Source organism: Priestia sp. JSM ZJ58, assembly GCF_044383985.1.
GTDB lineage: Bacteria > Bacillota > Bacilli > Bacillales > Bacillaceae_H > Priestia > Priestia zanthoxyli.
Window position 1 is genome coordinate 2,801,911 of the sequence record NZ_JBISEM010000001.1, and the last position, 12,490, is coordinate 2,814,400.

Sequence of the window (12,490 nt, forward strand, 5' to 3'; positions counted from 1 at the left end):
GACGTAAAAAAATGCTAGCTTAAAAAAGCTAACATTTCGAAATTGTAGAATGTTGTGTCTATTATCAGCTGAACCACTTAGGCGGCATGTTTCGGTTCCAATAAATTTTCCCTAAATCATAATGCTTTTGAAAATTATCTGCGGCCGCATGATAGTGAAAATTAAACCAGTATCCATCTTTTGGAGGATTTTCACGCCGTACATGAAACCGTATTAAGTCCTGACCGGTTTCCCGGTCATATACATGGAAAATCTTTTCACCGTAGCCAGCAGCAGGGTGCTCGCTTATCTCGAGATTCTGAATCGACTGTTCACGTTCAGTGCCAATGTCGGTCAGCACTTCTTCAATTTTAGGTAACACTGCTAGACGAAATTCATCTTCAATGACAGGTCCAATTTTTGTTCCGAATTTTTCCACTGACTGTTTTTCAGCTGATTCCATTGCATACGTAACAAATGATGAAACGTCTTCATATTTTGGTTCTTCATATGGCAAATGAATATCTTCTATAACAGCTGTGACAGGAGTTGTTTCTCTTACATACCCTGCTTTATGTTGCTTGTCCGCTTTTGCATCATCAACGTATAAATATTCTGGTGGAGTGACAAGCCCAAATGTAAATACTGTAATAAATACAATTAGCATTCTTTTTATCCATCTAGGCATTCGTATCTTTCCTTTCTCATCTTTTCCCATATGGTCTTTTCATATTGTAAAATTCATTATCATAACTCACTAGGTATTGTAACATACTTATTAATTTTTTACCTATATTTGCTTATTCATTTATGCTGTCTACGGGCATTTGACGACTTTTCAGTTACCACCTTCCTTCTTCTGTTTGAGGTTGTCACACCGAGCGGAAACCTATACAAGATATTCCTTTTTTGCTGGATGCTTAAACACAAAAGTATTTTTATGTTCAAAAATATATCATACTTTTATGAACTTTAGATGAAATTCATAAAAAAAACTTCCAAAACTTTTTAATTCCTAAAAGGTTTTGGAAGTCTTTTCAATGAGCGTAATTAATTTTACTTTTTTGGTTATTTTTGTATATCAATTGTCCCGTAATGAAATTTTGATGTTTTTCGTTTTTGCACAGTAAATCCATGCTCTTTAAAACGACTGCTTTTCCAATGATCTTTTAGCACGACCTTTTGTTTGGCTACTCTTTTTGCTTCTTGTATAGCCATTGGCGTCAGCGTGGTATACAGTGCTATTGCTTTAATACCGTTAATTCCATTCGATTCCTCAATTTGTTCTTGAAACATAGGATCAAAGTAGACAACATCAAAAGAATTATCTTCACAACACGCCAAAAACGATTCAAAATTTTGATGAACCACGTTTATACGCTTCATTGCATCATTCAACTCTTGTACGTCACTTTCCCAATTTAAAAGTCCTTGTTTGACTAAATAAGCTACATAGCGGTTGCCTTCTAGTCCGACAACTTTCCCACTTTTCCCTACCGCCACGCTCGCCATCATACTATCCGATGCAAGACCAAGTGTACAGTCAAGCACGCTCATTCCTTTTTCTAAACCAGCAGCTTCAATAAACGGATCACGTTCTCCCCGCAGCCATCTCTTCACTCTAAACATAGCGGAATTTGGATGAAAAAAAATAGGTTCTTCTTCACTTTGGACGTGCAATTCTACTCTATTTTTACCGACAACCAGCACGTCTGCCGCTTCAAGATTTTGAAGATCTGCAACAGATTTCTTCTCTCTTGTTACAAAAGGTATACTTAAATCAGCGGCTACTTGTTTGGCTTTTACAATCATCTGTTCATTTGTTCGACCAGCAGTCGTAACAATCACTTTCATAACTCCCCCTACACTGTTTGGCTATTTACATAAAGAAAAAGGATGCCGATAGACATCCTTTTTCTTATAAAGTATATGCGATTTTTCTTTAAAAATCTATATACTAGATGTGACAAAAGCAGGACATTTTATGAACAGTGCTGCTTAAAGCCATTTAAAATGTTTTCAAAAATAACTTCTAACGGCTGACCTTCAATTTCATGTCGAGGAATAAAATGAACAACTTCTTTTCCTTTTAAAAGTGCCATAGACGGTGATGAAGGCTCAATGTCCCCAAAATATTCACGCATTTTAGCTGTTGCTTCCTTATCTTGACCGGCAAAAACAGTTACCACTTGATCTGGTTTTTGCTCAGACTGTAAGTACGCTTGCGTTGCTGCAGGACGTGCTAAACCAGCAGCGCATCCACAAACTGAATTAACGACAACAAAAGTTGTTCCTTCTACGTTTTCCATAAAATCAACTACGGCTTCCTCTGTTGTTAATTCTTCATAACCGGCTTGAGTTAATTCTTGACGCATTGGTTTAACTAACTGACGCATATATTCTTCATATGCCATTGACATATTAACATTCCTCCTAACAATCATTCACGCTAAAAGCATACTATAAAAACCAGGAAAAATCTAGCTACTCACTCTTCAAATCCTTATCGCTGTCCCGTTCTCCTTTTTCATTTGACAAAAAAGATTAAAACCGGGTCATATCATCTAATTTTTTTCCATAAAAATGTCGATTTTTACTATTAATATTCCATTTTTTGTACTATAGTAGTAAATAGTAGTTTAGTAGAAAGGATTTTCAAATTGAACCAGCGATTTAAACCGAACAAACGATTTAAGCCAAACAAACGATTTTATGCATTTTTGTCTTTAGTGTTAGTGATTGTCGCTTCTTTATTTTTTATTACAGAAGCCAAAGGAAGTGAATCCGCTGCATCTCAGCAAGTCTTAGCATCTACTGCATTGCCGCTGAAAGAAGCTGCATCTTCAGCACAACCTGAGAAGCTGCTTAATACACTTCACCATAATATGTATGTAGGAAATACCGTGAACGATCAAAATCAAGCTCTTACACAGCCTGTTTACCTTACGTTTGACGATGGTCCAACGCCTGATACCCTTCACATTTTAGATGCTTTGCGTCAATATAACGTAAAAGCAACTTTCTTTATGTTAAAGTATCAAATTGACGCTCACCCTGAAATTGCTAAAAAAGTAGCACAGGAAGGACATGCCATCGGCTGTCACGGCGTCTCTCATGATATTCATGTCATGTATAGTGAAGACGGCGCCGCGTTAAAAGAAATGCAGGAGTGTCAAGCGACAGTTAAGAAAGTAACCGGTGTTGACAGTAAGTTAATCCGCGTTCCTTACGGCAGCGTTCCTTATTTAAAAGAGCCGCACCGTACAGAGTTGCTAAGCCACTTTAAATTATGGGACTGGAATGTAGACAGTGAAGACTGGGCACTTCGTTCTGCACCTAGAATTATTCAGGGCCTTGAACCTCATATTCAAGGGGTTAACTCCAACGGAAGAACACCCGTCATTTTATTTCATGACAAATCCTTTACGGCACAGTCTCTACCGACTATTTTGACTTACTTAAAACAGTCCGGTTATCAGCCTATTAAAATTGATAACACGATGCAGCCTATGCAGTTTCCAACTCCCGCTGCAAAACAGTCATAAAAAAAGATCATTCAAGTGAATGATCTTTTTTTATGCTTTTCTGCTTTCCGTCATTTGTTTCCAAACAGAACCTTTTGCTTCTTCTCCGCCTTCGATACGTTCAATCGCTAGCTTGATTTGTAAATCTACCTCAAATTCTTTGTCATTCTCTGCTGCTTTTAATGCAGGAAGAGCCGTCTCATCCCCTACCTCGTATAAATACATCGCTGCACGCCAGCGCACAAGCTTGTTTTTATCACCAAGGGCTTCACACATTGCCGGAATACCTTCTTCAAAACCTAAATCCGACATGCAGTCTCCAGCAGTACGGCGCACAGTGACTGATTTATCTTTTAATGCTTTGTATAAATAAGGCAGTACCGCTTTTGATTCAATCATTCCTAAGTAGACCGTAGCTAAGCGGCGAATAGATGCTTTTTCATCATCAAGCGCTTTATTTAAAACGTCTAAATCAGCTTCTGTTGGATCCATTTGTTCTAAATGGGCATAGCGCACTGACCAATCGTTGTCTTCTAGCATCTCTTCTGTAACTTTATAGGTTTTACGCGGCTGTACCGTTTTTCCGCCTTCTTTTTCTTCTTGTGCATTGGCTACAAGGCGAGTTAATCTTTCTTGCGGATATGCTGCTGCTAATTCTTCCACTACTTCGTCTCCGATAGCCGCTAACTCTCCGTAACGAACGCCTTGTTCTTTCCATTTCCGTTCTAACACTACATTATCTGAAAAGCTTTGAAGCTCTGCTACCGCTTTTGCGAATCGTTCAGGCAGACCAAATCGCTTTTCTTCATTTCCATCCGTTAGCTTAACTTGCATTGGTACGTTTTTGAACATTTGAACGGACACATTGACCTCACCAAAATGCTCATTCATTTTGTGCTGTTCGCTGTTACTCTGCAAATCTTCACCAAACGCTGCACGAACTTGCGGCAAAATTTGCTTCCAGTCATATTTAGCATTTCGCTCTACTGCTAAGAAGTCCGCTACGTGATAGACTCCTTTTACCCCTTCTACTTTCAAGATGTCTTGAACAACTTCAGGCGCTGCTTCAGCATTTTTTTCCGTATAGTTATTGCTTTTTCCGCCTGATAGCACTTCGTCTAAATTAATTTTCATTGTATTCGGACTTGGCGTTGGCTCAATTGATTTAATGTTCATATCGTATCGTACTCCTCTCATTAAAATTGTAGCATGTGGCTTATACTCAGTCTAACGACTTGTTTACGCGTTTTCAATTTCTTCAATCAGCTCTGAAAGCTCTGCCCAGCGATCAAGCAGTGCATTTAATTCTTCATTTGCTTTTTCTTGTTCTAACGATAGGTTATGCGCTTTTGTATAATCGCTGCCCACCTGTTCAATTTCACTTGTTAAGCGTTCAATTTCTTCTTCTTTTGCTGCAATATGATCTTCGATTTCTTCCCATTCTTTTTGTTCTTTATACGTTAAGCGACGCTTTTTCGTTTTCTCCGGCTGTTTTGGCTTTTCTTCTTTCACTTTAGCCTGCTGAGCCATTGCCTGCTTCTTTTTCACCGCTTCTTCTAATTGATCTGTATAAGCGCCAAAATAAGTCGAAATGTTTCCTTCTCCTTCAAAGACAAGTAAGTAATCTGCTACTTTATCTAAGAAATAGCGATCATGTGATACCGTGATAACAACACCTGGAAATTCTTCGAGGTAGTCTTCAAGCACCGTTAGCGTTTGAGTATCCAAATCATTAGTCGGCTCATCTAGCAGTAAAACATTTGGCGATGTCATCAACAATTTCAATAAATATAAACGACGGCGCTCTCCTCCGGACAACTTTTGAATCGGTGTTCCGTGCGTATGTGAAGGAAATAGAAATCTCTCAAGCATTTGCGATGCAGAGATCATTTTCCCATCCGTCGTATGAACAACTTCTGCCGATTCTTTAATATAATCAAGCATGCGTTGATTCAAGTCCATATCATCGCTTTCTTGAGTATAGTAAGCAATTTTAACCGTTTGTCCTCTGTCAATTTCACCGCTGTCCGGCTCAATGCGTCCTGCAATCATATTCAACAGGGTAGACTTTCCGCTTCCGTTCTTACCGACAATTCCAATTCGGTCTTGTTTTTTCACGATGTGCGTAAAGTCTGAAAGAATGATTTTATTTTCATACGTCTTAGACACATCTTTTAATTCAAACACTTTTTTCCCAAGGCGGCTGCCTGCTAAACTTAAATCTAGTGATTCTTTTTCAGAAGAATCGAGTTTTCCTTCTAATTCATCAAATCGCTGAATACGCGCTTTTTGTTTAGTCGTACGCGCTTTTGCTCCTCGGCGAATCCAAGCCAATTCATTGCGATATAAGTTACTTAATTTTGCTTGAGTTGCTTTTTCCTGCTCTTCTCGAATCGCTTTTCCTTCTAGAAAAGCAGCATAGTTTCCTTTATAGCTATATAAATTTCCACCGTCTAACTCAAAAATTCGGTTTGTAACAGCATCCAAGAAATAGCGATCATGAGTAACAAGCAATACGGCTCCTTGATATTTGGATAAATATTCTTCGAGCCATTTAACCGTCTCATAATCCAAGTGGTTAGTCGGCTCATCCAAAATTAATAAATCAGGTGTTTGAATTAGGCTTTGGGCAATTGACACGCGCTTTTTCTGTCCACCTGAAAGCTCACCAATTTTTGCACTCATATTTGAAATTCCCAGCTTCGTTAAGATCGACTGTGCGTTAGAATTGGCTTCCCACGCGTTCATCGCATCCATTTTCTGCTGTAAATCATACAGTGTCTGCTGGTTCTTCTCGTTTGCAGAATCTTGCTCTAACGCATACAGAGCCAGCTCATAGTTTTTTAATAAATTAAGAAGGGGCGTATCTCCGCTGAAAACTTGCTCTAAAACCGTTAAGTCTTCATCAAAATCCGGATGCTGAGGTAAATATGTCACGCTGTAGTCTTTAGCATGAATAATATCCCCTTCATCTCCCAGCTCTAGACCTGCGATAATTTTAAGAAGCGTCGATTTTCCTGTTCCGTTTACACCAATTAAGCCGATTCGCTCATTTTCCGTAATTGTAAACGTTAGCTGATGAAACAGCTCTTTTTCTCCATATGTTTTTGTTAAGTTTTCAACAGTCAGCATTTTCATAATGATAATTCCACTCTTTCTTAAATTGAACTAAAAATTCTTTCATATATGTATGTCGCTCTTGCGCTAGAGACCGTGCTGTTTGAGTATTCATTAACGCAGTCAGCTTTAACAACTTTTCATAAAAATGAGCAATAGCCGTTGATTTTCCGTGTCTGTATTCTTCCTCTGTCATCTCACTTCGTACAGCAATGTTTTCGTCATACAGAGCCGTGCCTTTAGAACCTGCATACATAAACGTACGTGCGATACCAATCGCACCAATTGCATCTAAGCGATCTGCATCTTGAACAACTTGACCTTCAAGCGTGGCCATAGCCGGACGGTTGCCGCCTTTATATGACATCGTTTGTAAAATATGAACGATATGCTTGCAGTTCTCTTCTTCTACGCGCTGACTCTTCAGCCACTCCCGCACTTCTTCATACGCTTTTTCAACATCTTCCACTAGCTTATCATCTACCACATCGTGTAAAAGCGCGGCTAGTTCAATAACTTCCCGGTTGCCGCCTTCTTTTTTATATAAAAGCACTGCATTTCGACGCACGCGATCGATATGCTGCCAGTCATGTCCCGTCGTGTCATGCGCAAGCTTTGCTTGAACCCACTTTTCCGTCTTTTCTATTTTGTTCATTTGCTCACCTCAATTATATCCACCATTATTTTAGCACAAAGTAAGGCGCTCGTCTCACTGACAGCTGAGCACCCTTTGAAAACCCTGGCTGAAAAATAAAAAACAGATGGAGATCCACCTGCTTTTACAGCAATTCTTTTATATCTTTTTGAATATCTTTTGGTGCAGTTTGAGGTGCGTATCGCTTCACGACTTCACCTTGACGATTCACTAAAAACTTTGTGAAATTCCACTTTATCGCTTTAGAACCTAGCAGGCCAGGTGCTTGTTCCGTTAAGTATGCAAATAACGGATGTGCATGCTCACCTTTTACATCTACTTTTGCAAACATTGGAAACGAAACGCCGTAGTTTAACTCGCAAAATTGTTCAATATCATTTGAACTTCCTGGCTCTTGACCACCGAACTGATTGCAAGGAAAACCTAGAACCGTTAGACCGTTTTCTTTTTCTTCTTCATACAGCGCCTGTAAATCTTTATATTGAGGGGTGAAGCCGCATTTGCTAGCTGTATTCACAATCAACAGTACGTCACCTTGATAGTTAGATAGTGATACGTCTTCGTCTTTAATTGTTTTTGCAGAGTATTCATACACGCTCATTAAAACGCCTCCTTTTCTCTATTGTAATTCACTTTATTTCTAGAGTACAACTGAAACGCTCTTATGATTTGTCGTAAAGAACCTTTAGCTGGTCAGTCGTTTGCAGCATATAATCAATCATTTCGATTAAATCTCCTACTTGATCTTCGTAAATGAATCGGTTAAAGGTTACCGCAATATTGTTTTCATATTCGTTTCCTCCAACTTCATGAGTAATACGCTGCTTAACCACTCTTGTTGTTCCCCAGATCCTTTCACACATTTCCTGTATGTTTCTAAACTCAGCTTCTTCAAACGGTTTTTGTTTTTTCAGCTGAAAATGAATATAAACTGTACAACCTGGTTTTTCTACACGGGAAGGCGTTAATTCCGCATGAATATTATCTAAGTCGGTTGATAAAGTTAGCGACGCGGTACAGCAAAAATGCTGTTGAAAAGAAATGCGGTACGTTCGAGTAAACTGAGCTAAGTCTACAAAATCTTCGCGATTTGTAACAGATACTTGCCCAGATAAGTCAAGATCATAGATCTCTCCTTCTACAACCACTTTTAAATTATCAAATACAATTGGATCAAACATTTCAACTACTTCCTTTTTTTATAAAATACGAACAGTCAGCTCTTCTTCTTTCTTGCCAAATTAATTCATAACATACCTGTTATTTTGTTTTATCTCATAAGAAAAGCGATGCCAAGGCATCGCTTTTCTCTTAAAAAATACCTAGTGCATGTCCATTCTCGTCAATATCCATATTGAGCGCAGCAGGTTTTTTTGGAAGTCCAGGCATTGTCATAATTGAACCTGTTAGCGCAACGAGAAACCCAGCTCCGAGTGAAGGACGGAATTCCCTTACCGTAATCTTAAAATCCGTTGGTCGTCCAAGCTTCGTCTGATCGTCACTTAACGAATACTGCGTTTTGGCCATACAGATCGGCAGGTGATCCCATCCGTTTGCTTCAAATTGCTGTATTTGCTTTAACGCTTTTGGAGCAAACTCTACGCCTTGTGCTCCGTATACGGTTTTAGCAATAGCTTCTACTTTTTCTGGAATCGAAGCTGACACATCATAAAGAGGAGAAAACTGACTTTCTGTCTCGTTCATGACCTCAAGAATTTTTTCAGCAAGCATGACGCCGCCTTCTCCACCTTTTTCCCATACTTCTGTTAAAGCAACTGGAACATTCTTTGAAGCGCACCAATTCATAAGCGCTTCTACTTCACCTTTTGAATCTGTTACAAAACGGTTCACGGCTACCACATAAGGAACGCCGAATGCCTGAATCGTTTCAATATGTTTTTCAAGATTTTCAATTCCCGCTTCTAAAGCCTCAATGTTTTCTTCATTTAAACGCTCTTTAGGAACACCCCCATGCATTTTCAGAGCGCGAATTGTGGCAACGATTACTACCGTTTCTGGTTTAATATCTGCCATACGAGCTTTAATATTCAGGAATTTTTCTGCGCCTAAATCTGCCCCAAATCCCGCTTCTGTTACTACATAGTCGCCTAGTTTTGCAGCCATTTTTGTTGCAATGACGCTATTGCAGCCGTGGGCAATATTAGCAAAAGGACCTCCGTGAATGAGGGCTGGAGTATGTTCCAACGTCTGTACAAGGTTTGGTTTAATCGCATCTTTTAAAAGAAGGGTAAGCGCTCCTTGTGCACCTAAGTCTGCAACCGTTACAGGCTCATTGTCTATGTTATAAGCTACCACAATAGACGCTAAGCGACGCTTTAAGTCTTGTAAATCTGACGCTAAGCAGAAAATAGCCATAATTTCTGACGCAACCGTAATATCAAATCCATCTTCTCGAGGAACACCTTGCATCGGACCACCTAATCCAACGACAACCTGACGCAGCGCGCGGTCGTTTAAATCCACCACTCGTTTCCACGTAATTTTACGTGTATCAATACGCAGTTCATTACCTTGATGTATATGGTTATCTAAAATGGCTGCCAGCGCGTTGTTAGCTGTTGTGATGGCATGCAGGTCTCCAGTAAAGTGTAAATTAATATCCTCCATTGGTAGCACTTGAGCATAGCCACCTCCAGCGGCACCTCCTTTAATTCCCATTACCGGACCAAGAGAAGGTTCACGCATGGCGACAATCGCTTTTTTACCTAATCTATGTAATGCCTGAGCTAAGCCAACCGTCACTGTCGACTTCCCTTCTCCTGCTGGAGTTGGATTAATAGCTGTAACTAAAATCACTTTTCCATCTTGTTTTGTGTGTAAACGTTCCATAACGGACAAAGAAAGCTTGGCTTTATAATGTCCGTACGGCTCTAGCTCGTCCTCTAAAATATCGAGCTGCTCGGCAATCTCTTTAATCGGTTTAATCGTTGCCTCTTGTGCAATTTGCAAATCACTTTTTATTTGCTTCTTAGTTGTCATATAAAAACCCCTTTTCTGCTGAGAATTCTTTTTAAACACTTCATCAAAAAAGGATAAAATCCGTTTTCTGGGGGAGATATGAAGTTTAATAAATACAGGAACGACTGCTCTATAAATTTTACTGAGTTTCAGTCATGCTAAAAAAGCATAGCAACGCTCCAATTTAACCTTATTGTACCATTTCATTTTAGCCATTACGCATATTAATGCTCTTTTTTTTCAAAATTCAATTGCTTAATATTCTGTATATTCCTATAATAGTATATTGTACATAAATGTTGAACCTCATCTTCACGTGAGAAAGAACATTTATACGCGTCATTACTTCGAAATCGAATAGGAGGAATTTTATTGCCTATTAATATTCCACGTGATCTTCCGGCAAAAGAAATTTTAGAAAAAGAGAGAATTTTCATCATGGACGACGTGCGCGCTGTTAACCAAGAAATTCGCCCGCTTAATATTGTTATCCTAAACTTAATGCCGGAAAAAGAAAAAGCTGAAACGCAATTGTTACGTTTACTCGGGAACTCACCGCTGCAAGTGCATATTACACTTCTTTACACGGCAAGCCATAAAGCAAAAACAACGAGTAAAAATCACCTAGATCAGTTTTATAAAACGTTTGAACAAATTAAAGAACGAAAATATGACGGAATGATTATTACAGGAGCACCTGTAGAACATATACCATTTGAAGAAGTAAACTACTGGAAAGAACTTCAAGAAATTATGGATTGGTGTAAAACAAATGTGACTTCTACCCTTCATATCTGTTGGGGAGCTCAAGCCGGACTTTATCATCACTTTGGGATTGACAAGCGACCTCTTTCTGATAAATGCACGGGTGTATTTACACATGTTGTATCGAGTGAAGAGCCCATTAAGCTGCTGCGAGGATTTGATGATGTCTTTTATTCTCCTCATTCCCGTCACACTGATGTAGACATGAATGAAGTGAAAAATCATCCTGACCTTGAGCTTCTTTCCTACTCTGAAGAAGCTGGTGTTTATATGGCGATGTCTAAAGACGAAAAGTTTGTTTTCGTGACAGGCCACCCAGAGTACGACGTTCAAACACTGCAAGAAGAATTTCTTCGAGATACAGAAAAAGGACTAGAACCAAAGCTTCCGGAACACTATTTCCCAAACAATGATCCTGACAAAAAACCTTTAAAAACATGGCGTTCTCATGCCAACCTGCTGTTTATGAATTGGTTAAACTATTATGTTTACCAAGAGACTCCATATCTGTGGGAATGAAAGAACCGATCTATCCCAGTGTTCAATTAAATTACGCATGCTCTTTTTCATGTTGAAACTGCAGCGGCCTAGAAATAAAATAGAAAACCTGCCGCTCGTTTAGAGCGCAGGTTTTCTATTTTATTTCCTAATTAAAGCTTTTTTTTCAGAAATCCAGCTTCGACAACAATGATTTGAGAATCCAAAGTTTTTACTCTCTTCCTCATCCTTCTTCATCCTCGTCTAGCTTTGTTTCATCCATTTCCTTCTTTTGTTCTTCTATCATTGTGTCCAGCCATTCAGGCGGCTTTTCACCTTGGTTTTCATTGTATACTTCTGAAGCATCTTTTTCCTCTAAAGAGGATAAGATGTCATGTATATCATTTTGATTGCCCAAAATATTGCCAAATCCCTGACTCACTTTTTTATGACTTCTAAAATTTGTCGGAAAGTTATTACCAAAGTTTACAGCTGAAGCATCTTCGATTGTACCAATATGAATGTCACCTATGCTAAAGATTGATTCTAGAGCCTGATTAGACTCCCTCATTTTTTCTGTATGGATTAGTTTGTAAGGGACACTTCTTTCATTAATTTTAACTGATATTTCAGAAGGACCCTTTTCTTTATTTTTGGCTTTATTATTCTGACTACCCGATTTCCGATTAACATCAGAGTCATTTGTTGTTTTCTTACCTTTCTTTCTCGGCGCTTGATATTGATTCGTTTGCGCAGGAAAAGTATTACCAATATTCAAAGTTCCACTAAGTTCCTTTACATCAATATGTTCTAAATAATAAGACAGTTCGTCCAAGTTCAGTGTTTCAACATTCTTTATGTCTAAATGAAAAGATTGGACCTTTTCTTTTGAAAGTTCATTTACGTGTTTTTCTAAGCTTGCGAGCCTTTTTTCAATGTTTTTGAGTATATTCAACACCTTTTCATCCATAGAGTTTGACCCCTCATTTGTTTT

12 protein-coding genes are annotated in these 12,490 nt (G+C 38.8%); 2 read left to right on the forward strand and 10 right to left on the reverse strand.

The features are described from left to right. Window positions 1-64 precede the first annotated feature (64 nt). The 3 genes from ACH6EI_RS14785 to ACH6EI_RS14795 all read right to left on the reverse strand — a co-directional run bounded on the left by ACH6EI_RS14785 (window position 65) and on the right by ACH6EI_RS14795 (window position 2,399). Complete coding sequence (locus ACH6EI_RS14785) at window positions 65-667, reverse strand: YpjP family protein (RefSeq protein WP_028408800.1); 603 nt, start codon at window positions 665-667, stop codon at window positions 65-67. 380 nt (window positions 668-1,047) lie between these two features. Further along, window positions 1,048-1,827, reverse strand: coding sequence for a class I SAM-dependent methyltransferase (locus tag ACH6EI_RS14790; RefSeq protein WP_028413646.1), 780 nt, complete (start codon window positions 1,825-1,827; stop codon window positions 1,048-1,050). Between the two features lie 134 nt (window positions 1,828-1,961). Further along, window positions 1,962-2,399 carry a BrxA/BrxB family bacilliredoxin gene (locus ACH6EI_RS14795; RefSeq protein WP_013056693.1) on the reverse strand — a complete coding sequence of 146 codons (438 nt, stop codon included), beginning with the start codon at window positions 2,397-2,399 and terminating at the stop codon, window positions 1,962-1,964. Between the two features lie 240 nt (window positions 2,400-2,639). Between ACH6EI_RS14795 and ACH6EI_RS14800 the strand changes: the two genes are divergently transcribed. Continuing rightward, window positions 2,640-3,524, forward strand: coding sequence for a polysaccharide deacetylase family protein (locus tag ACH6EI_RS14800; RefSeq protein ID WP_028413647.1), 885 nt, complete (start codon window positions 2,640-2,642; stop codon window positions 3,522-3,524). A gap of 30 nt (window positions 3,525-3,554) precedes the next feature. On the opposite strand, the gene ACH6EI_RS14805 is transcribed toward ACH6EI_RS14800, so the two are convergent. The 6 genes from ACH6EI_RS14805 to ACH6EI_RS14830 form a co-directional block, all read right to left on the reverse strand. Next, window positions 3,555-4,679: a conserved virulence factor C family protein gene (locus ACH6EI_RS14805; RefSeq protein ID WP_028413648.1), complete on the reverse strand. Its 1,125-nt coding sequence runs from the start codon at window positions 4,677-4,679 to the stop codon at window positions 3,555-3,557. A gap of 63 nt (window positions 4,680-4,742) precedes the next feature. Beyond that, on the reverse strand, window positions 4,743-6,641 hold the full coding sequence (locus ACH6EI_RS14810) for an ABC-F family ATP-binding cassette domain-containing protein (protein ID WP_028413649.1): 1,899 nt from the start codon (window positions 6,639-6,641) through the stop codon (window positions 4,743-4,745). Continuing rightward, window positions 6,622-7,275 carry an HD domain-containing protein gene (locus ACH6EI_RS14815; RefSeq protein WP_028413650.1) on the reverse strand — a complete coding sequence of 218 codons (654 nt, stop codon included), beginning with the start codon at window positions 7,273-7,275 and terminating at the stop codon, window positions 6,622-6,624. The genes ACH6EI_RS14810 and ACH6EI_RS14815 overlap by 20 nt, the downstream gene beginning before the upstream one ends. A 124-nt stretch (window positions 7,276-7,399) precedes the next feature. Beyond that, window positions 7,400-7,876 carry a glutathione peroxidase gene (locus ACH6EI_RS14820; protein ID WP_028413651.1) on the reverse strand — a complete coding sequence of 159 codons (477 nt, stop codon included), beginning with the start codon at window positions 7,874-7,876 and terminating at the stop codon, window positions 7,400-7,402. Between the two features lie 61 nt (window positions 7,877-7,937). Further along, window positions 7,938-8,456 (reverse strand): hypothetical protein, encoded by a 519-nt coding sequence (locus ACH6EI_RS14825; protein ID WP_033578762.1) that lies wholly within the window; start codon window positions 8,454-8,456, stop codon window positions 7,938-7,940. A 130-nt stretch (window positions 8,457-8,586) separates the two neighbouring features. Beyond that, the gene (locus ACH6EI_RS14830) at window positions 8,587-10,275 is read right to left on the reverse strand and encodes a formate--tetrahydrofolate ligase (protein WP_098112518.1); all 1,689 of its coding nucleotides are present in this window, start codon (window positions 10,273-10,275) and stop codon (window positions 8,587-8,589) included. A 351-nt stretch (window positions 10,276-10,626) separates the two neighbouring features. On the opposite strand from ACH6EI_RS14830, the gene metA reads away from it, so the two are divergent. Next, window positions 10,627-11,538: a homoserine O-acetyltransferase MetA gene (gene metA, locus ACH6EI_RS14835; RefSeq protein ID WP_098112517.1), complete on the forward strand. Its 912-nt coding sequence runs from the start codon at window positions 10,627-10,629 to the stop codon at window positions 11,536-11,538. Between the two features lie 202 nt (window positions 11,539-11,740). Here the strand turns inward: metA and ACH6EI_RS14840 are convergent, their stop codons facing one another. Beyond that, on the reverse strand, window positions 11,741-12,466 hold the full coding sequence (locus ACH6EI_RS14840; RefSeq protein ID WP_028413655.1) for a hypothetical protein: 726 nt from the start codon (window positions 12,464-12,466) through the stop codon (window positions 11,741-11,743). Window positions 12,467-12,490: the final 24 nt, after the last annotated feature.

Excerpts from the sequence above, each read along its gene's own strand:
- ACH6EI_RS14785 (WP_028408800.1), bottom strand. The coding sequence starts at position 667 with ATGCCTAGATGGATAAAAAGAATGCTAATTGTATTTATTACAGTATTT.
- ACH6EI_RS14795 (WP_013056693.1), bottom strand. The coding sequence starts at position 2,399 with ATGTCAATGGCATATGAAGAATATATGCGTCAGTTAGTTAAACCAATG.
- ACH6EI_RS14805 (WP_028413648.1), bottom strand. The coding sequence starts at position 4,679 with ATGAACATTAAATCAATTGAGCCAACGCCAAGTCCGAATACAATGAAA.
- ACH6EI_RS14810 (WP_028413649.1), bottom strand. The coding sequence starts at position 6,641 with ATGAAAATGCTGACTGTTGAAAACTTAACAAAAACATATGGAGAAAAA.
- ACH6EI_RS14815 (WP_028413650.1), bottom strand. The coding sequence starts at position 7,275 with ATGAACAAAATAGAAAAGACGGAAAAGTGGGTTCAAGCAAAGCTTGCG.
- ACH6EI_RS14820 (WP_028413651.1), bottom strand. The coding sequence starts at position 7,876 with ATGAGCGTGTATGAATACTCTGCAAAAACAATTAAAGACGAAGACGTA.
- ACH6EI_RS14825 (WP_033578762.1), bottom strand. The coding sequence starts at position 8,456 with ATGTTTGATCCAATTGTATTTGATAATTTAAAAGTGGTTGTAGAAGGA.
- ACH6EI_RS14830 (WP_098112518.1), bottom strand. The coding sequence starts at position 10,275 with ATGACAACTAAGAAGCAAATAAAAAGTGATTTGCAAATTGCACAAGAG.
- ACH6EI_RS14840 (WP_028413655.1), bottom strand. The coding sequence starts at position 12,466 with ATGGATGAAAAGGTGTTGAATATACTCAAAAACATTGAAAAAAGGCTC.